Below are 25,203 nucleotides of genomic sequence, written 5' to 3' on the forward strand. Positions count from 1 at the left end.
CATATGCCGTCTAGGACACAGGAGGAGCTCATGAGAAAAGTCATTCTGGTCGACGACGAGATGTTTGCCCGCAAAGGGCTGGTGGGCTTGATTCCATGGGAAAATTGCGGCTTCGAGGTCGTAGGGGAAGCGGAAGATGGAGAAGAAGCTCTTGCCCTGATCGAGCAAATGGAGCCGGATCTTGTCATTACGGACATTCGCATGCCCGTTCTGGACGGGCTCGAATTGATTCAAGCGGTACAGGCTCGCCAAGGCAAGGCGATTCGGTTCATCATCATTAGCGGATACGGCGATTTCAAATATGCGCAGCAAGCCGTCAGGTATGGCGTTCAGGATTACTTGCTGAAGCCGATTGACGAGAATGAGCTAGTAGATTCGCTCGTTCGAATCGGCGAATTGCTGAGAAAAGAGCAGCCCCGAACCGAAGCGGGCAATGCCCTGCTGCATGCTTCCCTGTTCGAGAAGCTGCTCTCCGGCAGGGCGGAGGAAGAGTCGATTCATGAAGCGGCGAATACATTCGGATTGCCGGAGCGATTGCCGATCAGGTATATTGCCGTAGAGCTGAATGACGTGCCGGGGAAAGTAAGCGACGCGGAACGAATCGAGTGGACGGAGCGCGCGATGAGAGCAGTCGCCCGAGTGCTGACACGAACGGCTTCCCGAAACGAGCCATACATTCATCTTCGAGGAGAGTTTGAATGGAGCCTGCTTGTGCAAATGAATGTCGACACGCAAGAAGCAAGGCGGATCGGCGAAGAGCTTTCCCGGGCTTGCGGAGGCATCGGGAATGCCGTTCCGAAGATTTTTATCGGGGAAGCTGTGTCGAATCTTGCTCAGGTTCGCAAATCGTACTTATCCGCCCTGGAAGCGATGAAGCATAAATATGCTAGAGATGATCGAAGTGTGATCCTGTACGACGACGTCAAGGATAGCGTTCTGCATTACAAAGAAATCGAATCCGTACTGTTCACCGAGCTTATGGAGCGTTTGGAGGAGAATGATATAGACGCGATGAAGGCGGCGACGGAGACGATATTCGCAACATTCCGTGAGCAGAGCTTCGCCTTCGAATCGATCACAACCGCGATGTCCCGGTGCGTTCATGGAGCGACGCGAATCATTCAGACGATGCAAGGCGACGAGAAGAAGCTGGCCTCGCTTAAACCAATGCTCGAGTGGAAGACGGAGCCTCGTACGCTGCGGGGTCTTCGTAATTTGCTTCTAGCGTTCCTGACCGAATCCGCAGGGTACATATCGGAGCTTCGATGCATGATGGGCAAGGGAGACATCGGCAAGATCAAAGCTTATATCGAGAATCATTATAACGAGAATATTAGCTTAAAGAGCATCGCCGAGCGCTTCTACATGAACTCGGTATATTTGGGACAACTTTTCAAGAAAACCTATGGCGTCTATTTCAATGATTTTCTGCTGCAGCTTCGAATTAATGAAGCGAAACGTCAGCTGCGGCAGACCGACAAGAAGGTGTACGAGATTGCTTCGAGCGTGGGCTTCAGCAACGCCGACTACTTCGTAACCCAATTCGAGAAGGTCGAACGGAAAACGCCGACCGAATACAAGAATGCTTTATTGCAGAAGAATTAAGCGGCGGTGGGGTCGATGCGAGTGAACTTACGAGAAGTGTTTAGCCTAAACAACGTTAGACTGCGAAACAAGATGCTGATCGTTTATTTCTTGTCCGTGTTTATTCCGGTCATTCTGACCAACGTCATTTTCTACGACATTACGACCACAAACGTCAAGCATCAGAAAATGAAAGACATCTCGCTCGCCATCGAGGAGATTCGCAACGATTTTATGGCGCAAGTTGACGCAGCTGTCGGGATCTCCGCGGTCATCTATAATGATCCCTACTTGAACCAGTATTTGGAGGAGAACTACGAGGTTCCAGCCGCATACGTGCTTAATTATCAGTCCTATATTATAAGCGTGCTCAGCAAATACAGCCCTGTCTACGAAACCATCCAACGAATTACGCTTTATACGAACAACAACTCTATCATTTACGGCGGGCAAGTTGAACCGATAACGGATCAGACAAGACAGCAGCCTTGGTATCAATTGATCCGTGATTCTAAGCCTTCAACTCCATACCTGCTGAAGACAACAATCGATTATTTAGGCGCTTCGGGCGATGTGCTGAGCGTCATAAGCAAGATCAGCGATTCCGGAGGATCGGAGCAATGGGAGAAACTGATGAGGATCGATCTGCACCCGGAAGCGATCAAAGAGATTTTCAACAACGTTATACTGGAAGGCGGCAATCTGTACTTGCTTCACGACAATGAAGTGCAATATTCAACGAACTCTTCAATCGATCCGTCCAGAATGGCCGACTTCTCCTCAGCCCCTGTTCCGAAGGGAACGATCGTGATAGACGAAGATTTCCTGAACGTATCCTACCTGAGCGGCTGGCGGATCGTCGGAGAGTTTCAAGAGTCTGCAGTGCTGAAAGAGGTACACAAATCGAGAAACTTCGTTTTGTATTTGGCTGTTCCGAATCTTCTTCTCTCGACGCTTGTTATCATCTGGTTTACACGGTCGCTTAACGTGAGGCTGATTCGAATATTAAAGCAAATGAAGAGAGTAAAGAATCATTCGTTCGAAACGATCGAACGACAGGACACCAAAGACGAAATCGGGCAGTTGACCGCTGAATTCAACCGGATGACGCTGCAAATCAAGAGTCTGATTCATGACGTTTACATTGCCGACATTCAGAAGAAGGAGCTGCAGCTGGAGCGCAACCAATCGCAGCTTCACGCCTTGCAGAGCCAGATCAATCCCCATTTCCTGTTCAATTCGCTCGAAACCATCCGAATGCGCAGCTTGATAAAGAAGGAAGAGGAAACCGCTAAGATCATTCATAACATGGCTAAGATTTTCCGCAAATCGCTCACCTGGGGCAAGGATTGGGTAACGATCAAGGACGAGCTTGACCTTGTCGCATGCTTCCTTGAAATTCAGAGATACCGATTCGGAGACAAGCTGGATTTCCGTATTGAAGCGGATGAGTCGGTGCTGGACTTGATGATTCCGAAGATGACGCTTCAGCCGCTTGTCGAGAATGCCAGTATTCACGGCATTGAGAAGTCGAAGAAGGCAGGCTTGATCCGGGTTACGGTCGAGATGACCGCAGAGGGACTCGTCTGCACGGTACAAGACAACGGGGCGGGAATTCCGGCCGAGAGGCTGGATATGATCGTTAGCGGTCTGGAGAATGATGAGGATATTGGAGAAAGCGTTGGCATCAAAAATGTCTATTACCGATTAAAACTTTATTACAAAGAGAAGGTCCATTTTGAAGTGGCAAGTGAAGAAGGCGAGGGCACCGTGTTCCGAATCATGGTTAAAGAATCGTTAATTACATAGCAACCTATATAATTTACAAAGCTTAATCTTTAGTTTATTCGGTAAACGAACCCTTGAAATGCTTTTATAATGAAAGTGCTTACAAATACAAATCGCATTGAGAGGGGTTCGACAGTATGGCAAAGAAATTGCTAGTTGCGGGGATGGCTGCTGTAATGGCAATGTCCGTAGCTGCTTGTGGAAGTGACAAAAACGATGACAACAATTCGTCTACTACAGAAAAGGCTACCACTCCTTCTACTGAAAGTGCTTCGACAACTGACGGCGCATCAGCGACCGAGACGCCTAAAGACAAAGTAACGTTCTCGATGTTCCTTGGTGTATCCGGTGAGAAGGATGTTAACACCAATGAAACGACGATCGGTAAAGTGCTTGAGGATCAAACTGGCGTCAACTTCAAGCTCGAACATTTGGTCGGGGATCTCAATACGAAGATCGGTACGATGATCGCAGGCGATAAATATCCTGACGTAATGGTTCCAGACGCTGCGATCGAAGAGGTTATGAAAGCGAATGCATTCATTCCGCTGGATGACTTGATCGAACAGTATGGCCCGAATATTAAACGCGTATACGGCCCGTATTTCGAGCGGATGAAATCTGATTACGGCGGTCACATCTACTTCCTGCCATACTCCGCTCAAGTCGGAGAAGTCACTTCGGATCCAAACATCAACCAAGGCGCATTCTGGGTACAACGCCGCGTGTTGAAAGAAGCGGGATATCCGGTAATTAAAACGATGGATCAATACACGAAGTTGATTGAAGATTTCGTTGCCAAGCACCCAGACGAAGATCTGACGGGTACGCTTACGCTGACGAATGACTGGAGATTCTTCGCAACGTCCAACGTTCCGATGCACTTGGATGGCTTCCCGAATGACGGCAACGTTGAGGTTAACATCGATACGCTGGATGCCAAAACCTATGCTGGTTCCGACTCTGAGAAGCGTTGGCTGCAAACGTTGAATACGTTGAATGCTAAGGGACTGTTCGACAAGTCTTCCTTCGTAGACAACTATGACCAATATATCGCTAAGCTGTCTTCCAAGAAAGTTGTAGGCTTCTTCGACTACGGCTGGCAGATCGGTACAGCGACAGCAGCTCTTAAGGACGCTGCGAGAAAAGATCCGAGCCAAGACGATTATGTGTACTACCCGCTCGCAGTAACGTGGGATGGAACGAAAGATCAATACCAGGATCCACCAGGATGGACGAGCAACCGCGGTATCGGTATCACGAAGAGCGCGAAAGATCCCGCTCGCATCATTCAATACTGGGATAATATGCTCAAAGAAGAGAACCAAGTTCTGATCAACTGGGGAATCAAAGGCGAAACGTACGAAGTCAATGATCAAGGCCGCTTCTACCGTACGCAGGAACAAATCGACAAAATCGACCAAACGTTCAAAGAGAAATACGGTTTCGTTACTTATGACTGGGACTTCCCGCAATACAATTCAACGTCCACGTTTGCAGACGGCAACGCGCGCTCGGTTGGCTTCCAGCCGGAAGTGTTCGAGATGAGCTTGACGGAAGGCGACAAAACGATTCTCGGCAAATACGGTATTAAAACGTATTCCGACATCTTCGATAAGCCGGAAGACCGTCCGTGGTTCCCAGCTTGGAGTATTCCGAAGGAGCAAGGCTCGGCGCAGCAACTGTGGGAAACGAAGAAAGACGATCTCCTCAAGAAATACTACGCGAAGCTCGCGCTTGCGAAGCCAGAAGACTTCGAAGGCATCTGGGCCGATTACAAGAAGGAGTTCGACAAGCTTGATACCGCCGGCTACGAGAAGTGGTACAAGGAACAACTCCAGAAACTCGTAGCAATTGCTAAGGCAAAGTAATGGGCTATAACTAGGAATAAAGCGAAAGGCCGGCTTAACGTGCTGTTCCGCGCATAAGTCTGGCCTTTCCTTTCCTAATTTCTTGTGCCCAACGGAGGGAGAGAGAATCATGGAGAATGACGCTATGCTTACAACGTCTCCTTCGACGTTGGAGAATAAACCAACAGGGCTGAAACTGTTTTTCACGAGACTCGTGCAGCAGCGGATGCTAGTCCTCATGTCCATTCCTTTTGTGATCTGGCTGATCATCTTTAAGTATGTGCCGATTTGGGGCTGGACGATCGCTTTCCAAGACTATCAGCCGGGATTGAAATTTTCTGAACAGAAATGGGTCGGGTTTAAGCATTTCAAGATTTTGTTCACGGACGAAACATTCTCTGAGCAATTTCTGAGAGCTGTAAGAAATACGCTGGCGATGAGCGGTATTAATCTAATACTGGGCTTCGTTACGGCTATTACGCTGGCATTGCTTCTCAATGAAGTTAAGAAGATGGCGTTCAAACGCGTCGTGCAAACGGTGAGTTACTTGCCGCACTTTATCTCCTGGGTTGTCGCTGCGGGCATTATTCAAACGACGCTGGCTCCGGACGGTATCATTAATGAGCTATTGAAGTGGATAGGTGTCATTGATAAAGGTCAGGAATACTTGTTCCTCGGCAAGGCAGAGTGGTTCTGGGGGATCTTCGGCGCAAGCTCGGTATGGAAAGATATCGGATGGAATGCGATCGTTTATTTGGCTGCTATCTCCTCCATCGATCCAGCACAATATGAAGCGGCGGAAATGGATGGAGCGGGCCGGTTGCGACGGATGTGGAGCATTACATTGCCAGGCATCAAACCGGTCATTATCGTATTGTTAATAATGAATATCGGATATTTGATGGAATCGGGATTCGAACCGCAATACCTGCTCGGTAACGGTATGAACGTCGATTATTCCGAGAACATTGACATATTTGTACTGAAGTACGGTCTTCAGCAATTCAATTTCCCACTTGCTACTGCGGCAGGCATGTTTAAGACGGTGGTCAGCTTCATTCTGTTATTTGCAGCGAATAATGTCGCTAAGCGTATGGGACAAGACAGATTGTTCTAGAAGGAGGGTTTCAACATGGCGAATTTGGCGTCTGTATCCAAGCCAAGAAAGTTCTCGAGCCGGAACTCTTCACTTGGCGACAAAATATTCGATATAAGCATTTACGCAATTCTCACTATACTCATGATCGTTACCTTGTACCCTTTCATCAATACTTTGGCCGTTTCTTTCAATACCGCAACCGATTCGATGAAGGGTGGTATTCACCTGTTACCGCGGCAGTTCTCATTGGAGAACTATAAGTTCGTGTTCGCTGATAACTCGGTATACAATGCGACCATGATCTCCGTTCTTCGCAGTGTCATTGGTACAATCGTTACCGTGTTCGCTTCAGCAATGGTCGCTTACACGATTAGCCGGCCGGAATACGTGCTTCGCAAATTCGTCACTATCGCCTTTATTATTACAATGTATATTAACGGCGGACTCATCCCGAATTTCTTGCTCATCCGGGATTTGGGCTTGCTCGACAGCTTCTGGGTTTACATTCTTCCAGGTGTCATCGGCGTGTTTAACTTGATCATCATTCGTTCCTTCATCGAACAATTGCCAGACAGCATACTCGAGTCGGCTAGAATTGATGGAGCGGGAGATTTTAGAACGTTCATTAACATCGTGCTGCCGCTCTGTCTTCCTGTGCTTGCGACAGTGGCGCTGTTCTCGACCGTCTCGCAATGGAACTCTTGGTTTGATGTATTCTTATACAACTCGTCCAATGAACATCTGAGCACCTTGCAATATGAACTGCAAAAGATTCTGCAAAACTCGAACACGACTTCGAGCGCGGAGTCCGGGTTTGCGAACTCGAGCGCGGATTCGAACAAAGTGTCGCCGCTCTCCATTCGTGCGACGATGACGATCGTAGCATCCGTACCGATGATCATCATTTACCCGTTCCTGCAGAAGTATTTCGTCAAAGGGATGACGGTTGGCGGCGTGAAAGGATAATTGTCGACACGGGACGTTACGCAACGGGAAACGAATTTTTCAATTAACTAGAAGGCAGCCGGCCACAAGGTCGGTTGCCTTTGTTCATTTATCGATTCAACCAGATAACAAGGTTTACGGCAATTTAACGTTCAGATGCTGCCGCTACCAGCGAAGAGGTCATATGCATCACTAGATGATTGACTTTTCAGAACATTCGGATATAATTTACGAAATACAATAAATTCTAAGATTGGGAGAGTAGCTGTGTACGCAAGTCAAAGAGAGCCGGGATTGGTGAGAGCCGGTACTGCGAGCATGGCGAAGCGGACCCATGAGAATGACTTCTGAACGATGGAGTAGGAAGTCACGGCGAAGACCGTTATCTGACGAGGGGTTAAACATATCGATGTTTAACAACAAGAGTGGTACCGCGTTGGCAGAAGCTTTCGTCTCTTTTATGGAGACGAAAGCTTTTTTTATTTTACACATAGGGGGTTATCCCATGATAAGTCAGTTGATTGTTAACCGTATCGAGAAGTCAGTTCAGGCATTGTTCGTTGAGCTAGGGGTAGAAGACGGTGCTGCCAACATCCGAATTCAGATTGAACAGCCCGCCCACCTTGACCATGGCGATTATTCGACGAACGCCGCCATGCAGCTTGCGAAGGTATTAAGGAAGGCGCCGATCCAAATCGCTACTTTATTGAAGACTAAGCTAGAGCAGGACGGGAACGTTGATCAATTGATCAGCAGAGTAGAAGTGGCGCAACCGGGTTTTATCAATTTGTATATCAACTGGGGGCAATGGGCGCAGAGACAATTCCAGCTGCCGACGCATCAAGCTGAGAAGGTCGTTATTGAGCATACGTCGATTAACCCGAACAAGTCGGCACATATTGGACATTTGAGAAATGCCTGTATCGGTGATGCGCTCGTCCGCATGTTGAGAAGAACGGGCTTCATTGTTGAAGTCCATAACTATATCGATGACTTAGGCAATCAACTTGCCGATACAGTGGTGGGATTGTTGAACATTACACACAAGAAGGAACATGATCGTTTCGGCGACTTCTGCTGGGATGTTTATTCGAGCGTGAATAAAGCGTATCAAGGTAAAACCAATCCGCAATTAATTGAAGAAAGAACCAACGTGCTTCTTTCACTTGAAGAGGGGGATGAGAACCTATCATGGGTGGGGCTGCTAGTAGCGGAACGTATCGTACGTGAGCATCTCGAAGAGATGAGCGCGTTTGGGATCAGCTATGATCTCCTCGTTTGGGAAAGCAGTATTGTGAGGGAAGGGTTCTGGACCGCGGCATTTTCATTACTAAAGGGGACAAAACAGTTCTATAAAGAAACCGAAGGTAAGCTTGAAGGATGCTGGGTGCTAAAACAAGCTTCTGCAGATGAGGACGCTGCTGATGCGGAACATCAGGCAGATAAAGTGCTGGTTCGTTCCAACGGAATCTTGACCTATACGGCGAAGGACATCGCCTATCATCTATGGAAGTTCGGATTGCTGGACCAGGACTTTAAGTATAAACGCTTTGCTGATGCGCTGTGGACGACAAGCGGCAATGGAGCTGGCGCTTCTTATGGGAAGGCGGATATGGTCATCAATGTGATTGACTATAGACAGGAATACCCGCAAGCAATGGTGAAACAGGCGCTTGAGATATTGGGCTATACCGAGCAAGCGGATAAGCTTCGTCATGTTAGTTATGGCGTCGTCTCCTTAAGTCCTGCGGCTGCAAGAGAGCTAGGGATTGATACATCGGACGGTAAGGCATCGTATGCCATGTCGGGCAGACAAGGGATCGGGATCAAAATATCCGATTTGCTCGACCGTATGGAGACTGTTATTGAAAACAAACGCTCAGATAAAAGCGGTCTATCGAGCAGAATCATTGCCGCTGCGGCGATTCGTTACTATCTGCTTCGCTATAATCTGTCTACAGAGGTTGTATTCGATATCCAGCAAGCGACCGAAATAACGGGTAATACAGGCGTGTATTTAATGTATGCCTATGCCCGTGCCGTTCATATATTGAGCAGAGCGGAGTCAGATTTTAATATGCAGCCTACTGTTCCAGACACGATAGAGCAGCTTGAAAAAGCCGAATATGCGCTGCTTAGACAAATCGCGGCTTGGCCGGATACGTTATATGCAGCAAGTCGCGAATTGTCCCCGAATGGGATATGCCATTACACGCATGAGCTGGCTGCTTTGTTCAGCAATTTCTATGCGGCTTGTCCGATTCTGAAGGCTGAAGAACATAAGAAGCCTTTAAGACTGTGGCTCACTCTGAAATGCAAAGAGACGATCGGCGATGCATTATCCGTTCTTGGATTACCCACACCGAATCGTATGTAAATGAAGAAACGCGCCAATCGACGGGCGCGTTTCTTCATCTTCCCTACTTTTTATAATAATAATGATTTTCATTATCACTTAAATATGCTACGCTCACAATGTCTTCTGACATACGTCGCAGTAAATAAATGACAAGAGGCACGGTGGATGAGTGGTATGGAGATGGAAGCCTTACATTCGAACGAAGAAGAGGGACAACTGACGCTGGAGGGTGTTCGTTCCTATATGGTCAGTCATTACGACAGACCTTTAACAATTGACCAATTGTCTAGGCTTGCGGGGCTTAGTCCCAATTATTTTGGCGAGGCGTTTCGCAAAGCATTTGGTCAGAACGTGATGGAGTACTTGACTGCCATTCGAATGGGACATGCCAAGCAGCTCATTCGGGACACGAATCTATATGTCCGCGAGGTTGCCAGTCGGGTCGGGTATAGCGACGAGTATTATTTTAGCCGAAAATTTAAGAAAGAAGTGGGTGTCTCACCCTCCGTATACAGCAAGCAGGCATGGAGGCGCGTCGCGGTATGGACAACGTCATCGCTTGGCAATTTGCTCGCGCTCGGCAAGCTGCCGGTGGCTGCTCCGATTGATCCCAAATGGACACCTTACTATTACGGCTTGTACCGAGAGGATATTCAAGTTCATCTAGATTGCGCAGAGAATGTGAAGGAGGCGGACAATCTAGCGCTTATTCAGCACGCCAAAGCAGATGTGCTTATTACCGATAAAGCGTTATCCTCGCAAGGCTCAGAGCTGGTCGCAGCGAGCGGCGTCAAGCTGCTTAACGTTAGTAGAACGGATTGGAGAAGCCAGCTGAGAGAGATGGCCCGTGTGCTGGGGAGAAGGCAGGAAGGCGAACGATGGATAGCCGATTATGAATCACGGCTCGCTGAGGTGAAGGAGACGATCACAGCGGAGGCGGGAAGCGAACGGTTCGTTACGCTGCGTTTGTTCGACGAACAGCTATTCCTGTATAGCAATCCGGGTATTCGGGATGTGCTGTATACGGATTTAGCTCTAGGAGGTGTGCCTGAACAGCGAGAAGTCGTAAATATGCCAATGACGATCGAACAGCTATGCGAGTTGAATCCGGAACGATTAATGCTCATTATTTGTCCCAATGCGGAAACTCGCATGTACTGGCTGAAGCTTCAGCATGAGAGTAGATGGAGAAGTCTCAAAGCGGTGCAGAATGGACAGGTGTATATTCTCCCATCGAACCCGTGGTTCGAATATTCGGCCATTGCCGTTCGACGAATGTTGGAGGAAGCACATGTGATGCTAACAGGTAATAATCCATCCCCTCTTCCTGTTCTAGTCCATGGAGCAGCCAAACTCGTTACTCTATAATTCCTTTAGTGAGAATCATTATCAACGACAGGGGTTGTGACGAAGGATGCTTAGCAAGAAAGGGTCTAGAATGAGAACAACAACGGGGAAACATCTATTATGGCTGAGTGCATTGCTGCTTTCTTTTACAGTATTGAGCGCATGTGGTACAGACGAGAAGCAAAGCAGTGACGCAGAGACGAAGACGACGACTGAGGCGCAAAATGATTCAACAGATACATCGTCAGATCAAGAGAGTGCGAAGACGGAAGAAGAAGCCGCTGCTTATCCGATCAAGCTAACCGATGAGCTGGGGCATGAGGTAACGCTCCCAGCCAAGCCGCTTCGCATATTTGCACCGATGCTGGAGGATCAGCTAATCTCCTTGGACATCCTGCCGATAGCGCAATGGTCCAATGGGGTAGAACCGCAAAACTATTTGCAGGATAAATTGGGCAGCGTTCCAGCGCTTAGCTTCGCAAGCGGACTTCCGTCTGCTGAGCAGGTGTTGGCGTATAAGCCGGACCTAATCGTATTGCACAACAAGTATTACGCGGAGAAGGGCATCTATGAGCAGTATTCGAAGATCGCCCCGACCTATGTGTTCGATAATGCCTCAGCTAATGTGAACAGCTCGATCGAGAAGCTTGGAACGATTGTTGGAGCGGAAAGTCAGGCTGAGGCGGCTATCACCGCGTATGCGAATAAAGTGGCAGATGCCAAGGAGAAGCTGGCAAGTAGCATAGAAGGGCATAAGGCGGTCATTATCCGGTTCAATGCCAAAGGGATGTTCTTCATGAACGGCGATTACTATAGCGGAGCCGTTCTTTCGAAAGAGCTCGGGTTCGCACAGAGCGAAGTCGTAACAGGCGGTGCGCTTGAGGTATCGCTGGAGATTCTGCCTGAGCTGGACGCCGATTATATTTTCCTAGTCAATGATGGGCATCAAGGCGACAGCGCGTTGAAGGAGCTGAAGGACAGCGCGTTGTGGCAGAGTGCTTCTGCAGTGAAAGCGGGACATGTGTTTGAGACAACAAGCGACTACTGGCTCAGCGGCGGTTATAACGCACAAGGGAAGGTCATCGACGATGTGATCGGGTTTCTGCAGCAATGAGTAAGTGGACAGAAGTGCCTTACCTAATGGATCGATATACGGAATTTGAAGTGACCTCGGACAGAGGATTGGATTATCGTATTATGGCAGCGACTCCGTCGGTTGAGGCACCTGCAGAAGGTTACGGGGTAGTGTTCGCGCTTGATGGCGATGCCTTATTCCTGACACTCGCGGAGACAGTCAGACTTCAGACGCGCAAGCCAAAAGGGTATGACCCTATTCTCGTGATTGGCATCGGTTATCCGTCACGCGAGCCGTTCGATGTCGATCGCAGATGCCGCGATTTCACTATGAACGTAGGTGGCGCCGCCTTGCCCGTGCGTCCAGATGGAAGAGCTTGGCCGCCGAACGGCGAAGCAGATCATTTTCTCGATTTTATCGAAAATGAACTGATGTCCGTTATCGCGGAACGTTGGCCGATTAATCGGGATCGGCAAGCCATTGTCGGGCATTCACTTGGCGGATTGCTGGTGCTGCATACGTTATTCACGAGATCACACCTATTCTCACACTATATCGCTGGGAGCTCCTCGGTGTGGTGGGCCGATAACAAGGTGCTGCAGGAGCTCGAATCGTTCCGGGCAAGCTGGCAGCAGAACAGAAACGTTCGGCTGCTGCTTGCGATAGGCGCGAATGAGCTTCCGGACATGCTGGAAGGGACAGCACTTGTCGCGCAAGGAATGGAGCCGCTGCTGGATAAGGGGATTGCACTGGAACGGTTTACGTTCGCAGATACAGAACATGTGAGCGTCATACCTTCTACGTTGGGACAAATTCCTCGGTTTATTTGGTCGTAATTATTTTATTGTTAAGAAAACGAAGCCGGTCAGGCTGTCGAGATTCTCGGCAGCCTGACCGGCTTGCCCGCCCGCCCGGCTTGCCCGCCCGCCCGGCTTGCCCGCCCGCCCGGCTTGCCCGCCCGCCCGGCTTGCCCGCCCGCCCGGCTTGCCCGCCTGAACGCTGCCAGCACTTTCTTAGCAACGGTTGTGTTGAGGCTTATTTTGAATAAAACCTATGATTGATATGGATAAAGGATGCCGGAGAGCTTAAATGGTCATTTTCCATCGATAACAACATCATTTGGACGAACTAACCTCTATAGCAACCATTACAATTTTCTAACCCGCGATTTATGTGCAATAGCAACGGTGAGAACCGTTAACGCGATGATGATGCGAAATCCCCGATTCCACTATTGCCGGAGAGACGATAGGTGCGATATCGCATATTCCCGCTTGCAACTTCAATCAGCTTCTTATCCAGCAGCCTTCGTAGAAAGACACGCGTGCGATTATCCGACAGCTGCAAGTGATTGGACAACTCGCTAGGCGTAATTGGACGCAGCAGACGATGAGCGAACCTTAGCGTTTCGGCTTCCGCCCAGTGAAGATCGGAAGACACGGCGTTGGCCAGAAATTTTCCGACGAACGAAAGGACAAGCTGCTTGATCATTCCAGGATCATCGTGAATCGATAAATAAGCGATCGGGAGAAAAAGCCAATCATCGAGCACCAGGAGCGATTGCTTCATACATAGATCTTTGAAGCGGCTGACTTCGATGTCCCGCGCATGGCTCCGATAGTCTTGGATTTCTATGCAGCCCTTTGCATTGCCCGGCATATAGGCGAAGTCTAGGTAGCGATAACCGTTATTGAAATCTCGAATCTCATATTCCGGATATAAGTGATCGAAATGACCGATAACGGGAAACCAGATATACTGCAAGAAATCGATCGACCCTCTGCTCAATTCCTTCTGCAACAATTCCCTTCGTCTAACGCTCCCGGCTTCCGCAACTTGCTGCTCCATCCAACGCTTATAAGCCTCGTCAAACCTACTCATACGTCACCGTCCTATCGAAATGTTGGACTAAAAAACAAAAACCGCCCCTATACGCCGACGCTCACTGGAGCAGGACGTATCGAAGCGGTATGTTCTTCACACCGATTAATATGAGACGACTGTAACATACCGGATGGAATTGTACAAGATGGCAGCCTAATAAGTAATGAATGGAGGATGATGTATGAATGGATGGATAGATGAATGGATGGATGGATGCTGGATGGTAGGGGAGCTCGACCGTTCAGTTGGCATCGGCCTTAACTTTAATGACCTAGCGGTTGCCACAGCCTAATGAGCGGAAATAGGCTGCTTCTGATGGCTAAGGGGTGCAGTTGAGCTTAAAGCGTCAGTATGGCGTCAATCCGAGGAGATAATAGTTGGTTAAGCGCGATCGCATCCGTTAGAGCTGGGAAAACGCTGATACGTGCCAATTAAGCGCTCGGGCAACCGTTAGACCAAACTAGTATAATTCGAACACCAGATCCCCAGTCGCATACGATTATCAGCGCATAGAATGAAAGTCGAACAAGCGTCAACGTTGCCCTTCCTTTTAATTTACGCTATGCTTTTGTAAGTAGTGTTTGTTATGTACATGTACAAGTGGTCAGTTGAGGAGGCGCTGAGATGGAGCTTATTAATAAATCAGACGTTGAAGCAAGAATCGAAGCCTTGAAGAATCAGGATCTATACATCCATCTGGAGATGACGACGGGCGCATATGCTGCTCATTTCGATAGCAACAAGCATCCGGCTTCGATCTTCATTACGAATACGAAGATTCGCTTCGGTCACGGAGCAATATCAGGTGACGGGCCCTATCGGATCGGTTTGAAAATGGAGCTTGGCTGGATCTACACCGAAGGGCTGACTCACTACGAGCAGCTGGACACGGAGAGACTGATCATGGCGGGCCATGACGGTCAGGGGAAACTTGTTGTCGCACTGCAGCTGAGCAAGCAGCCGTTCTAAGGGAAGAGGGGGAGACATATGAACCACGAACAAATTCTCGTCGTTTTGCCGCATCCGGATGATGAGGCGTTTGGAGCATCCGGCACGCTGGCGATCCATATTTATAATGGTGCCAAGGTGACTTACGCTTGTCTGACATTGGGCGAGATGGGCCGGAATATGGGCGTTCCGCCTTTTGCCAATCGTGTGACGCTGCCAGCGATTCGCCTGGAAGAATTGAAGGCTTCCTGCAAAGCGATCGGTATACAAGATTTGAGGCTGCTCGGATTCCATGACAAAATGATCGAGTTCGAGGAACCGCAGCTGCTGGACGGGAAGATCAGCGAACTTCTCGAGGAGCTTCGTCCAACATTAGTCGTTACGTTCTATCCTGGCTACGCTGTGCATCCTGACCATGATGCCACCGGTGCGGCGGTTATTCGTGCGGTTGCCGCGATGCCGAAGAAGGACCGGCCAATTGTTCATTGCATGGCCTTCTCCAAGAATACGACGGAGGACATCGGTCATGCGGACGTTATCGTTGACGTGAGAGGCTTCCTTGAGAATAAGATTGCGTCGATTCGAGCGCATCGCTCCCAGTTCCAAGCGCCGGAGTTGATGGGTAAGAACAAGCTGTCGGATCGAGAGCTGGAGGACCGCTTTGGCAGAGAGCGCTTCTGGACGTATCGGTTTAACGACTAACCTATTGATTTGTAAAATGTCGCTGACACCTCTAACGGTTGCAGCAGCGCTTCCCTAGCGTCAATAGCAGCTTTTCGAACACTAACGGTTGCATGGGAGCCTATTCGGTGTATTTGCGAACGGAATCCATTGATTCTGCACCAATAAGGCCCGCTGCAACCGTTAGATTTTTTATAAACACATAAACCCCACAATAGCCGCTGTGGCAGCCGTTACAAGCTGCCTACCGACACCTGCGGCTGCCCACGACTACTGCGGCTGCCCACCATCTGCGTATAGCTGAATTCGGCGTTGTGTACAGCTGCGTATGCTGCGTAGCGCAACCTCAATGGCGACACTATCAAGGCGACACAATCATCAGCAACCGCACGACCCCACATCAATCCTCGAACGAATCACTTCCGATTCCAGCTATCCTTCAATGGCACAATCCGGTTAAACGTCAGCCGTTCATCGGTTGTCAGCTTCGTATCGACGCAGAAGTAACCATGCCGCATGAACTGATATCTTCGATCCCTTCCGGCACCCACACCCACACTAATAGCGTCGGCAACCGAAGGTTCAATGAGCACATCGCGAATGATCACCTTCGATTCCGGGTTAATGATGTCCGCCCAATCTCCATCATTCGTCTTCGGAATGTCTTGTTCCAACAGCAGCTTTTCATACAGTTGAACATCTGCTTTAACCGCATAGGCTGCACATACCCAGTGGATCGTACCTTTCACTTTGCGCCCCGTGAACCCGGTGCCGCTCTTCGTAATCGGGTCATAGGAGCAGTGCAGCTCGACCACTTCACCAGTATCCGGGTCCTTGATAACGTCCTCGCATCGGATGAAGTAGGCGCCCTTCAGCCGAACTTCCCCACCAGGCACCAGCCGATGGAAGCCCGGAGAAGGCTCCTCCATAAAATCTTCCCGCTCGATATAAAGCGTTCGGCTCCATGGCACCTCCCGCGATCCCAACAACTTGTTGTCGCTATTGTTCTCGACCGACAGCATCTCGGTTTCACCTTCAGGATAGTTGGTAATAACCACCTTGAGCGGGCGTATAACTGCCATAAGACTTGTCGTTGTTTCCTTCAAATCCTGCCGGAGGCAGTGGTCGAGCAGCGATATATCGACGGTGCTTTCCGTACGGATGCCGCCAATGGCTTCGACGAAGCTGCGAATGCTCGATGGCGTGAAGCCTCTTCTCCGCAAGCCTTGCAGCGTTGGAAGACGAGGATCATCCCAGCCGTCTACATAACCGTCCCGCACCAAGGTCCGCAGGAATCGCTTGCTGGTGACGACGCCCGTTAAGTTCAGCCGACCGAACTCCCTTTGCCTAGGCGGAGCAGCAATGTCCAGCTCATTCAGAACCCATTCGTACAGCGGACGATGATCCTTGAATTCGATCGAGCAGAGGGAGTAGGTGATGCCTTCAACCGCGTCTTGAATCGGATGGGCAAAATCATACATCGGATAGATGCACCATTCGTTCCCCGTTCGATAATGCTCCGCATGAATGATTCGATAGAGCACCGGGTCGCGCATATTCATATTCGGCGAACTCATATCGATCCTTGCTCGAACGGTCTTCGCTCCATTCGGGAACTCGCCATCTCGCATACGCGTCAGCAGATCTAAGTTCTCCGCCACGGTTCGATCGCGATAAGGACTATTCCGTCCCGGTTCGGTCAGCGTTCCGCGATAGGCTGTCATTTCGTCTGCCGACAGGTCACAGATGAACGCTTTGCCACGTTTGATCAAGGTCACCGCAGCGTTATAGAACGTCTCCGAATAATCCGAGCCATAATAAATATGCGAGCCTGGATCGTAGCCAAGCCACTTGATGTCTCCGATAATGGCGTTCACATATTCAAGATCCTCTTTCAGCGGATTCGTATCGTCAAATCTCAGATGGAACTTGCCGCCGTGCTTGTGTGCCATCGTGTAATTCGTATGGATCGCATAAGCGCTGCCGATATGCAGATAGCCGTTCGGCTCGGGAGGGAAACGGGTGCACATATCCCGGTCGAACGGGCTCCGTTCAAGCTCCTCGTGGATTAGACGGTCTAGAAAATGCTCGTTTACATGCTCTTTTTCAACATTCATATATGGCGCCTCCTTATGAACATGAAGTTGTAATCCGACAAAAAAAGAGCTCACCCCCAAGACGTTTGGTCTTGGGGGCGAACTCGTCGCGGTGCCACCCCAGGTTCATTAATATGTCGCCATATTAACCTTTTCAAGTACGGCATAACCGGTCACGGCAATGCTTATACTCTAGCTCTGTAACGGGAGCTCCCGTCATGCCATCCCCGTACGTGGTTCCGACATGCTGCTCAGAGGCTTGGTTCGGCGAAACGCTCTTCGCTCCTTCTCATCTGCCGGAGCTCTCTGTAGAAGAACGGCTTTCCCTACTCTTCTCATCATCGCTTGTGAATCATATTGGACCTATGATAACAAATCGTTTCCATTCCTGTAAACAGATATTCATGGAATGTGCGTTTGCTTATGTCTCCCTTGTCAAATGTTAACCAAGTTCAAGCAACGTCTGTACACGCGTAATCGTTTCTTCGTTCGAGGGCATGTTGACAATGACGGTAAGATGCGGTGCATCGGATACGAGGAACGAGATTTGGTCGAATTCGAGTCGTCCTACGGTAGGATGAAAGTTGATCTTCTTGCCTTCGGGTCCTACGATCACGTCATGCTCCTGCCACCAGGTTCGGAACGGTTCACTGATCTCGCTCAACTCATCCACTAACGCAATCCACTCGGGATCGCTTGTGAATGTGCCATAATTGGCGCGGAACTGTGCGATTCGGTGGCGAGCATGCGCTTCCCACTTCTCTTGCAGCAATTGTTTGATATACGGTGAAGTGAACGTCCGCCAGAGGGCGTTGCGATCACGAACAGACATACTCTCGTAGTCCCCGTATATCAGGTTAGAAGCCTTGTTCCATGCGACGATGTTCAATTGCTGGTCGGTCACAAGAGCGGGACTCGTCCCTTGCTGATCGAGGAAACGTTGAAGAAGCGGGCTAATGGTGCCGACGCATTGCGTGAAGTCCGCTGGAAGCTGCTGCAGTGCCAGCACATATAAATGACGACGCTCTGTTGCATTAAGCTGAAGTGCGCTTGCGATATTGTCCAGCACTTGAGCAGATACTTGGATGTCCCGTCCTTGCTCTAGTCTCGTATACCAGTCGACGCTAATCCATGCCAACTGAGCGACCTCCGAGCGCCGAAGTCCGGGTGTGCGTCTGCGGCCGGTATTCGGCAGGCCGGCCTGCTCCGGTGTGAGGCGGGCTCTACGTGTCTTCAGGAAGAGGGCCAGTTCATGCAGCCGTTCCTGTTCCGATTGTTCCATGGGCATACGGTTATTTCCCTTCTTAAAGAGGTCGTTTTCTCGGTGCTGAAAACCGATCTTTTTGAACACACACTTAATGGTAGGATGATTACTCCTAGGATAACGGGGCATCTCGTTTATGTAAACGATCTGCTATACGCTTAGCAAGCACGAGATCCACGTCAATGAGGAAGGGGAGTCATTCGATTGCAAGAAGTAATGGTACAGTCCAAAATTCTAACACGTTCGGCCAAGCTTATTTTTCTGCTCGGCATTTCGCTGGGGTACTTCATGGTCCTGCTGGATATGACCGTTGTTAGCGTGGCATTGCCCACCATTCATTCGGAGCTGGGTGGAGGAATGTCTGATCTGCAATGGGTGGTGAATGCCTATACGATTGTATTCGCAGGATTGCTGCTGTCGATGGGAACGCTGACCGATAAATTTGGTGCCAAAAAGTTATTCGTCGGCGGGCTGCTGCTCATCCTAGCCGCCTCGGGCATTTCAGCAGCTGTCACTTCGATTGGCGCGCTTATAACGATGAGAGCTGTACTAGGTATCGGTGGAGCAGCGCTGCTGCCGGCTTCGCTGACGCTCATCGCACATGCTTATCCCGATCCGGGGGAACGGGCTCGGGCACTCGGCATATGGGCGGCTGTAACGGGAATCGCATTAGCAGCCGGACCGGTAGTAGGGGGAGTGCTGGTCGATTCACTTGGATGGCGCAGCATTTTTCTACTGAATCTCCCCATTGCCATTGTAAGTCTCGTTATCACTTGGGTATCCGTCCAAGAGACGGCTCGCAATCCGCAGCGCGGTCTCGATATTGCGGGTCAGCTGCTAGCGATCGTGACGATTGTGGCGTTGTCTTACGCTCTGATGGAAGGGGAGTCTTACGGATGGAGCTCCATGGTCATTCTAGGAGCATTCGGATTAGCGCTCGCGGGTATGGCTCTATTCATCGTCGTTGAAGCCCGCAGCAGGACACCGCTCATTCCGCTTCAGCTATTTCGCAGTCCTTCTCTAACTGCAGGGATGTCAGCTGGGTTGCTCATTAATATCGGGCTGTCAGGCATTCTATTCATTATCCCGATGTTCTTCCAACAGGAACGAGGGCTGTCTGCCCATACAGCTGGAATTGCCTTACTGCCGATGATGATCCCGATGGCGATTAATCCAATCTTTACAGGCCGTATTGTCAGCCGACGGGGTCCGCGGCTGCCGATGACAGTTGGCTTTGCATCTGCGGCAGCAGGGACGGCGCTGCTAGTCGGAGTGAATGTCACGACAAGCTACTGGCTCACCTTGGCGGGGCTTCTCTTGCTGGGGTACGGAATATCGCTTACGATTCCATCACTGATGGCAGCCGTGATCTCTTCAACACCTAAGGATCAAGTAGGCACAGCCTCCGGAATGATTAATTCGAGCCGGCAGCTGGGGGCAACATTAGGCGTTGCGATGATGGGGATGATCGTAAGTGCACGCGAATCATTCCTGTCCGGGATGCATACGTCGCTGCTCATCACGGCCATTCTTTTGTTAGGCGGCAGCCTTCTGTCCTATCTAATGGTAGGGCGGGCGAAGAAGTCATAGCTCCCCGTGTCTATCCAAAAAGACCAATCCCTTGCATTCACGGGATTGGTCTTTTTTTGAGTTCCAATTAAATGCTGCCGTTCTGCAAATCCCGCCACACCTTCTTGTTGCTGTATTGGCGCTCGGAGCCGATATCCTTGCCGAACCAAGCCGGAGGCACGAATGCATGCGCGGCATCCTCGGAATCGAATTCAACCTCCACCACGCTCAGCTGAATCTGATCGTAAATATCGATCTCGACGACACGATCGTCCCACTTCGCGGTAATTCGGTTCTTCGTCAGCGGAATCAGCTTGCGGCCGCTCATCAGCTGCTCGTAGATGCTCGCTGTAATTTCGTATTCAATCTCTTCGCGGATCAGGCCATTTCCTGACTTGAAGGTATGGGTGTAATGCACCTCATTGGATGTGAGGTCAACCAATCGCCGTACACGTACTTCTTGCTGCTCATCTATGGCAAGATAGGTTTGCTCAATCCGCTGCTCGGACACGAAAGTGATAACGCCATCTTCAATGAGCTGCTTCGGATCGTTCTCTAACAGAAATTTACTTTCGATTTCCAACACTTGCTGCACGTCTCCTTTGGCTTGATGAACAATCCAGGTTAAGTATATGGATTTCCCGGAATGGTACGCGATGCACCCGATAAGGACGGAAGCATCGGTTTCACTTTGTTTCAGCTATTATACCATCTTCGCGGAAGCAATTCTGAATCGGAATTGTGTAACGTTCATATTAGAGAATTCGTTACGATACAAATAACATTCTGCTAGATTTTGACAGGTTATTCTATGAATTTAGACAGGTATTCGGATCGAAGAGGAGGGTGATACACTTTCACTTGTAAACGCATTCATTGTAAGGGGATAAGCCTCGTAACTACCAAGACTTTACATACTTCAAATTTGAAGAAAATAAGGAGATGAGGAATTAATGAAAGCAAGTTGGTCCATCAAACTGCTGCTGCTTGCAGCGCTGATCATGACGCCGATGCTGGTTAACAGCAAATCTGCGAATGCATGGTCGGGAATGCCGATGTCGAAGCTCCATGTCAGCGGCAAACAGCTCGTGAACAGCAGCGGACAGCCCGTGCTGCTCAGCGGCTGGCATCAGCCATCTGGGTCTTACTGGACATACCAGAGCAGCAACTACTACCTGAGTCAGAACGGCAACAATCGGCATGCCGCAGTTCTTGCGTATTTGAAAGACATCACCGATACCTTCACGGACACCTCGGCTAAGTATGGCAATTCGCACGGCTGGTATATGAACCAAGTACGTCTCTTCATTGACCGCGAAGATATGGGCGATGTAGCGGCGGGAACCTACAGCTTCGCAGGCTTGCAGAGCGTGACGCAGGATGTAATCATTCCTTATATCAATTACGCGAAGACCAAAGGGCTGTACGTAACGCTTGGACTGGATTTTACGCTGCTGGACAACAAAGCCACGACGTCCTCGAACTTAGCCAAATTCAATGAAATCTGGGGCTATCTTGCCTCGCAGACTGCCATTAAGAGTGCGGACAACGTGATGTTCGAGCTCATTAACGAGCCTGTGCTATCTGATGTGAATGGCGTATGGGGAGGCAATCCTTCGCAGTCCAATTTCGTTGACTACTGGAACTCGCTGAAGAATTTCCAGAACTCGATCATTTCGACGATTCGAGGCAAAGGCGCCGATAACGTCATCTGGGCAGCGGGACTTGGCTGGGATCAATACTACCAGCTGTGCGCATCGAATCCGCTGACGGATCCGCTGAACAATGTCGGATATTCGGTCCATTGGTATCCAGGTTATGGCGCGAATGACGATTTCGCAACGCTTCAGCAAATATGGAACACGACCATCAAGCCTTGCGCCGACAACTATCCGATCAATATAACGGAGACGACTTGGTTTAAGAAGCAGACAGGCGATTCCGATTATTGGAGCCTGTTCAACGGTTCGAATGAGGGCTTCGGCAAGAACACGAAAGCGATCTTTACTGCGGCAGGCAACGTCAGCATTGCAGCGCATATGAACGGCTTCATTCTCGACCCTGGCACGCGAAGCTCGTTCGCTGATCCGACAGCAGGTTTGAAGTACGATGGCGATGCAACGCGCGATGGCATGGCGCGCTTCCTGTTCGAGTGGTATTATGAGCGCGCGCAATTTAATCCATGGAATGGCATATGGAATGGATTGACGAACGGCGCGACTTATAAGTTCGTCAACCGTGCCTCTGGCAAGGTCATTGACGTACCAGGCGGCCAGAATACCAACGCGCTGCAGCTGCAGCAGTATACGGATAACGGCGCAACCGCGCAGCAATGGGTGATTGCAGACCAGGGCACTTACAATAACTTGTACAGACTGACGAGCGTAAGTTCATCCGATGGCAAAGTGATGGATGTCCGCAACGGCACGTCCAACAATGGCGAGGCGATTCAACTCATGCAGAGCTACAATAATACGGCTCAGCAGTTCCGACTGCTGAAGCTGAGCAACGGCTATTACAGCATCATCAACGTGAACAGCAACAAGGCGGTAGAGGTAGCGAATGCTTCTGCGTCGAACGGAGCGTTGATCCAGCAGAATTGGTATCGGGGCGACCTGAACCAACAATGGCAGTTGGTCAAAATAAATTAGTTCCATTTAAACAATGAATGGTCCGTCCCGTATGACGTCTAGTCCGTCATACGGGACGTTTTTTTAGGAGAGGAGGAGCCTCATCGCATTTCATTAGATTTAATGGTGCAGAAGTATAGATCGGCAGGTATTCGTTCGCCGCACGTGATGCTACAATTTCCTATACCGCTTACATGGTTTAAGTTTCATTCGCCAAGGAGGAGTTACTTGAATGACAGATCATAACCTAGCTGCAGTGAACGACGTTGTAAAAGGCGGCCCTGCCGCACCGCGAGATCCAGTCGATAAGCGCAGCAGCTTCTATCTGATGTTCGAATCGATCGTTGAGGCGACAGCCCGTCCGGATGGACGTTTCTCGCAGGAGATCTATTTGGAAGGGCGGCAGTTTATCGATAAGGTCCTATTCACAGGAGGCGTGACCGATGAATCAATCCTTCAGCTATTGACCGAATGCACTGGATTCCGACGGCTTGTCCACAGCATCGGCATATCCGTGAAGGCACAAGACGGAGATCAAGCATCGGCATGGTTTGCCATGGAGAATTGGGGACGTACTCGGAAGTGCGAGACGGGGACGAAGCTTCGTATCAAGGTTCCAACTGACGGTACGGAAGCGATTCTAGTGCTGGAAGAACAAGAATGGTCACCTGATGATGATGTTCCGGGCAAGATGGCGATCGAATTCGATCGGCAGGGGGCGCTTGGAACTGCAAGCATTATCTTCTATTTGCATGATGGCTACCAGGTTCAGGCGGTCGAGCATGAATCTCCTGTCGACTATGAGTCGGATGCCTATCGAGCATTGCTAGCGAAGTCATTGCTAAGCGAAGGGAATAACGATAGGCTGAAGGCTGCGATTGAGAAAGCGAAGCGAGGAGAGGACGTTACGATTGCCTATATTGGCGGGTCCATCACGCAGGGTGCAGGAGCCAAACCGATAAATACCGAAAGCTATGCTTATCGTTCCTATATGCAATTCAAGCAGATGTTCGGTCAAGTCGGCCGCGATCACATTCATTTAATCAAAGCAGGTGTAGGGGGCACGCCGTCTGAACTCGGCATCGTTCGATATGATCGAGATGTGCTTCGTGATGGGGCAGTGAAGCCGGATATTGTCATTATCGAATTTGCAGTGAACGATGCGGGAGACGAGACGAATGGAGTCTGCTACGAGAGTTTGGCTCTGAACGCTTTGGCATCCGATAATCGACCTGCCGTGATCCTGCTATTCTCCGTATTCATGAACGATTGGAACCTTCAGGATCGTCTATCGCCCGTCGGGACCCATTACGGACTTCCGATGGTCAGCATTAAGGACGCTGTCGTTGAACAGTTCAGCCTGAGAACGGATGAGGGCCGCATAATTTCGAAGCGGCAGTTCTTCTACGATATTTATCACCCAACGAATGCCGGCCATCGGCTGATGGCGGACTGCCTGGCGCATTTGTTTGCCGAGACAGACCAGGCACATCCTGTGTCAGAGGACATTATCATCGACAAACCGCCGATCATCGGCAATGATTTCGTCGGCACGAAACTGTTGGATCGAAACAGCAGCCTGGAAGGGCTCGTGACAATCGAGCCAGGCAGCTTCACCGCCACGGATGCTGATCTGCAAATGGCAGAGATGGACGATCATCCATACGGCTCACCGCAATTCCCGAACAACTGGATGCATACCGGTGAATCGGGCGGCGAAAGCTTCAGGATGACCATTCGCAGCAGACGTCTGCTGCTCGTGTATAAAGATTCGGGCAGCAGCGAATTCGGCCGTGCAGAAATCTGGGTCGACGGGCTACATACGAGAGACGCTGACCCGCACGAGATCAACTGGACTCACTGCACAGCAGTCATCCTGTACAATGAACCTGTCGCCAGGGAGCATACCGTAGAGATTATGATGGCTTCAGGTCAATCGGATCAAAAGTTTACGATACTTGGATTCGGATATGTAGAGTAGCGAGATCACGCGAACGGTTGCCACGGTGCTTATGAGCCTAGCAATCAAATGTTTTAAAGGCTAACGGTTGCTGAAGCGCTTATCAGGCAGGTTTTCACCGTCA

18 protein-coding genes and 2 other annotated features are annotated in these 25,203 nt (G+C 49.9%); of the genes, 14 read left to right on the plus strand and 4 right to left on the minus strand.

The features are described from left to right. The first annotated feature begins 30 nt into the window (after positions 1-30). From DFQ01_RS17795 to DFQ01_RS17835, 9 genes are all read left to right on the plus strand, one after another. Positions 31-1,605, plus strand: coding sequence for a response regulator transcription factor (locus DFQ01_RS17795; RefSeq protein ID WP_174812587.1), 1,575 nt, complete (start codon positions 31-33; stop codon positions 1,603-1,605). 15 nt (positions 1,606-1,620) lie between these two features. Continuing rightward, positions 1,621-3,393: a sensor histidine kinase gene (locus DFQ01_RS17800; protein WP_110045252.1), complete on the plus strand. Its 1,773-nt coding sequence runs from the start codon at positions 1,621-1,623 to the stop codon at positions 3,391-3,393. A gap of 116 nt (positions 3,394-3,509) precedes the next feature. Continuing rightward, entirely contained in the window at positions 3,510-5,243 is a 1,734-nt protein-coding gene (locus DFQ01_RS17805; RefSeq protein WP_110045253.1) for a type 2 periplasmic-binding domain-containing protein, read from the plus strand. Positions 5,244-5,352: 109 nt separating this feature from the next. Beyond that, positions 5,353-6,339 (plus strand): ABC transporter permease, encoded by a 987-nt coding sequence (locus tag DFQ01_RS17810; protein ID WP_110045254.1) that lies wholly within the window; start codon positions 5,353-5,355, stop codon positions 6,337-6,339. A gap of 15 nt (positions 6,340-6,354) precedes the next feature. Further along, positions 6,355-7,287: a carbohydrate ABC transporter permease gene (locus DFQ01_RS17815; RefSeq protein WP_110045255.1), complete on the plus strand. Its 933-nt coding sequence runs from the start codon at positions 6,355-6,357 to the stop codon at positions 7,285-7,287. A 219-nt stretch (positions 7,288-7,506) separates the two neighbouring features. After that, positions 7,507-7,726 (plus strand) — a binding site (T-box leader). A 45-nt stretch (positions 7,727-7,771) separates the two neighbouring features. Then, positions 7,772-9,643, plus strand: a complete 1,872-nt coding sequence (locus tag DFQ01_RS17820; protein ID WP_110045256.1) for an arginine--tRNA ligase — start codon at positions 7,772-7,774, stop codon at positions 9,641-9,643. 147 nt (positions 9,644-9,790) lie between these two features. After that, the gene (locus DFQ01_RS17825; protein WP_110045257.1) at positions 9,791-10,993 is read left to right on the plus strand and encodes a helix-turn-helix domain-containing protein; all 1,203 of its coding nucleotides are present in this window, start codon (positions 9,791-9,793) and stop codon (positions 10,991-10,993) included. Between the two features lie 70 nt (positions 10,994-11,063). Beyond that, positions 11,064-12,086, plus strand: a complete 1,023-nt coding sequence (locus tag DFQ01_RS17830; RefSeq protein ID WP_110045258.1) for an ABC transporter substrate-binding protein — start codon at positions 11,064-11,066, stop codon at positions 12,084-12,086. Continuing rightward, a complete protein-coding gene (locus DFQ01_RS17835; RefSeq protein ID WP_110045259.1) occupies positions 12,083-12,883 on the plus strand; it encodes an alpha/beta hydrolase in 801 nt (266 codons plus the stop codon). The genes DFQ01_RS17830 and DFQ01_RS17835 overlap by 4 nt, the downstream gene beginning before the upstream one ends. A 361-nt stretch (positions 12,884-13,244) precedes the next feature. Here the strand turns inward: DFQ01_RS17835 and DFQ01_RS17840 are convergent, their stop codons facing one another. After that, complete coding sequence (locus tag DFQ01_RS17840; protein ID WP_110045260.1) at positions 13,245-13,928, minus strand: transcriptional regulator; 684 nt, start codon at positions 13,926-13,928, stop codon at positions 13,245-13,247. A 627-nt stretch (positions 13,929-14,555) separates the two neighbouring features. Here DFQ01_RS17840 and DFQ01_RS17845 point away from each other — a divergent pair. After that, positions 14,556-14,900, plus strand: a complete 345-nt coding sequence (locus DFQ01_RS17845; RefSeq protein WP_110045261.1) for a YojF family protein — start codon at positions 14,556-14,558, stop codon at positions 14,898-14,900. Positions 14,901-14,918: 18 nt separating this feature from the next. Continuing rightward, positions 14,919-15,581 carry a bacillithiol biosynthesis deacetylase BshB2 gene (bshB2, locus tag DFQ01_RS17850; RefSeq protein WP_110045262.1) on the plus strand — a complete coding sequence of 221 codons (663 nt, stop codon included), beginning with the start codon at positions 14,919-14,921 and terminating at the stop codon, positions 15,579-15,581. A gap of 395 nt (positions 15,582-15,976) precedes the next feature. Here the strand turns inward: bshB2 and DFQ01_RS17855 are convergent, their stop codons facing one another. Together DFQ01_RS17855 and DFQ01_RS17860 are read right to left on the minus strand one after the other, a co-directional pair. Beyond that, positions 15,977-17,677 carry a glutamine--tRNA ligase/YqeY domain fusion protein gene (locus DFQ01_RS17855; RefSeq protein ID WP_110045263.1) on the minus strand — a complete coding sequence of 567 codons (1,701 nt, stop codon included), beginning with the start codon at positions 17,675-17,677 and terminating at the stop codon, positions 15,977-15,979. 70 nt (positions 17,678-17,747) lie between these two features. Beyond that, positions 17,748-18,007: a binding site (T-box leader), on the minus strand. Between the two features lie 91 nt (positions 18,008-18,098). Further along, entirely contained in the window at positions 18,099-18,944 is an 846-nt protein-coding gene (locus DFQ01_RS17860) for a helix-turn-helix transcriptional regulator (protein ID WP_245946767.1), read from the minus strand. Between the two features lie 180 nt (positions 18,945-19,124). Between DFQ01_RS17860 and DFQ01_RS17865 the strand changes: the two genes are divergently transcribed. Then, entirely contained in the window at positions 19,125-20,510 is a 1,386-nt protein-coding gene (locus DFQ01_RS17865) for an MFS transporter (protein WP_245946768.1), read from the plus strand. A gap of 67 nt (positions 20,511-20,577) precedes the next feature. Here the strand turns inward: DFQ01_RS17865 and DFQ01_RS17870 are convergent, their stop codons facing one another. Then, a complete protein-coding gene (locus tag DFQ01_RS17870) occupies positions 20,578-21,075 on the minus strand; it encodes a CYTH domain-containing protein (RefSeq protein ID WP_110045264.1) in 498 nt (165 codons plus the stop codon). A 367-nt stretch (positions 21,076-21,442) separates the two neighbouring features. Between DFQ01_RS17870 and DFQ01_RS17875 the strand changes: the two genes are divergently transcribed. Then, entirely contained in the window at positions 21,443-23,140 is a 1,698-nt protein-coding gene (locus DFQ01_RS17875; protein ID WP_110045265.1) for an RICIN domain-containing protein, read from the plus strand. Between the two features lie 211 nt (positions 23,141-23,351). After that, positions 23,352-25,100, plus strand: coding sequence for an SGNH/GDSL hydrolase family protein (locus tag DFQ01_RS17880; protein ID WP_110045266.1), 1,749 nt, complete (start codon positions 23,352-23,354; stop codon positions 25,098-25,100). The last annotated feature ends 103 nt before the right edge of the window (positions 25,101-25,203 follow it).

The sequence above is a fragment of the Paenibacillus cellulosilyticus genome, from assembly GCF_003182255.1.
Classification (GTDB): Bacteria; Bacillota; Bacilli; order Paenibacillales; family Paenibacillaceae; genus Paenibacillus_T; species Paenibacillus_T cellulosilyticus.

Excerpts from the sequence above, each read along its gene's own strand:
- DFQ01_RS17795 (WP_174812587.1), top strand. The coding sequence starts at position 31 with ATGAGAAAAGTCATTCTGGTCGACGACGAGATGTTTGCCCGCAAAGGG.
- DFQ01_RS17800 (WP_110045252.1), top strand. The coding sequence starts at position 1,621 with ATGCGAGTGAACTTACGAGAAGTGTTTAGCCTAAACAACGTTAGACTG.
- DFQ01_RS17805 (WP_110045253.1), top strand. The coding sequence starts at position 3,510 with ATGGCAAAGAAATTGCTAGTTGCGGGGATGGCTGCTGTAATGGCAATG.
- DFQ01_RS17810 (WP_110045254.1), top strand. The coding sequence starts at position 5,353 with ATGGAGAATGACGCTATGCTTACAACGTCTCCTTCGACGTTGGAGAAT.
- DFQ01_RS17815 (WP_110045255.1), top strand. The coding sequence starts at position 6,355 with ATGGCGAATTTGGCGTCTGTATCCAAGCCAAGAAAGTTCTCGAGCCGG.
- DFQ01_RS17820 (WP_110045256.1), top strand. The coding sequence starts at position 7,772 with ATGATAAGTCAGTTGATTGTTAACCGTATCGAGAAGTCAGTTCAGGCA.
- DFQ01_RS17825 (WP_110045257.1), top strand. The coding sequence starts at position 9,791 with ATGAGTGGTATGGAGATGGAAGCCTTACATTCGAACGAAGAAGAGGGA.
- DFQ01_RS17830 (WP_110045258.1), top strand. The coding sequence starts at position 11,064 with ATGAGAACAACAACGGGGAAACATCTATTATGGCTGAGTGCATTGCTG.
- DFQ01_RS17835 (WP_110045259.1), top strand. The coding sequence starts at position 12,083 with ATGAGTAAGTGGACAGAAGTGCCTTACCTAATGGATCGATATACGGAA.
- DFQ01_RS17840 (WP_110045260.1), bottom strand. The coding sequence starts at position 13,928 with ATGAGTAGGTTTGACGAGGCTTATAAGCGTTGGATGGAGCAGCAAGTT.
- DFQ01_RS17845 (WP_110045261.1), top strand. The coding sequence starts at position 14,556 with ATGGAGCTTATTAATAAATCAGACGTTGAAGCAAGAATCGAAGCCTTG.
- bshB2 (WP_110045262.1), top strand. The coding sequence starts at position 14,919 with ATGAACCACGAACAAATTCTCGTCGTTTTGCCGCATCCGGATGATGAG.
- DFQ01_RS17855 (WP_110045263.1), bottom strand. The coding sequence starts at position 17,677 with ATGAATGTTGAAAAAGAGCATGTAAACGAGCATTTTCTAGACCGTCTA.
- DFQ01_RS17860 (WP_245946767.1), bottom strand. The coding sequence starts at position 18,944 with ATGCCCATGGAACAATCGGAACAGGAACGGCTGCATGAACTGGCCCTC.
- DFQ01_RS17875 (WP_110045265.1), top strand. The coding sequence starts at position 21,443 with ATGAAAGCAAGTTGGTCCATCAAACTGCTGCTGCTTGCAGCGCTGATC.
- DFQ01_RS17880 (WP_110045266.1), top strand. The coding sequence starts at position 23,352 with ATGACAGATCATAACCTAGCTGCAGTGAACGACGTTGTAAAAGGCGGC.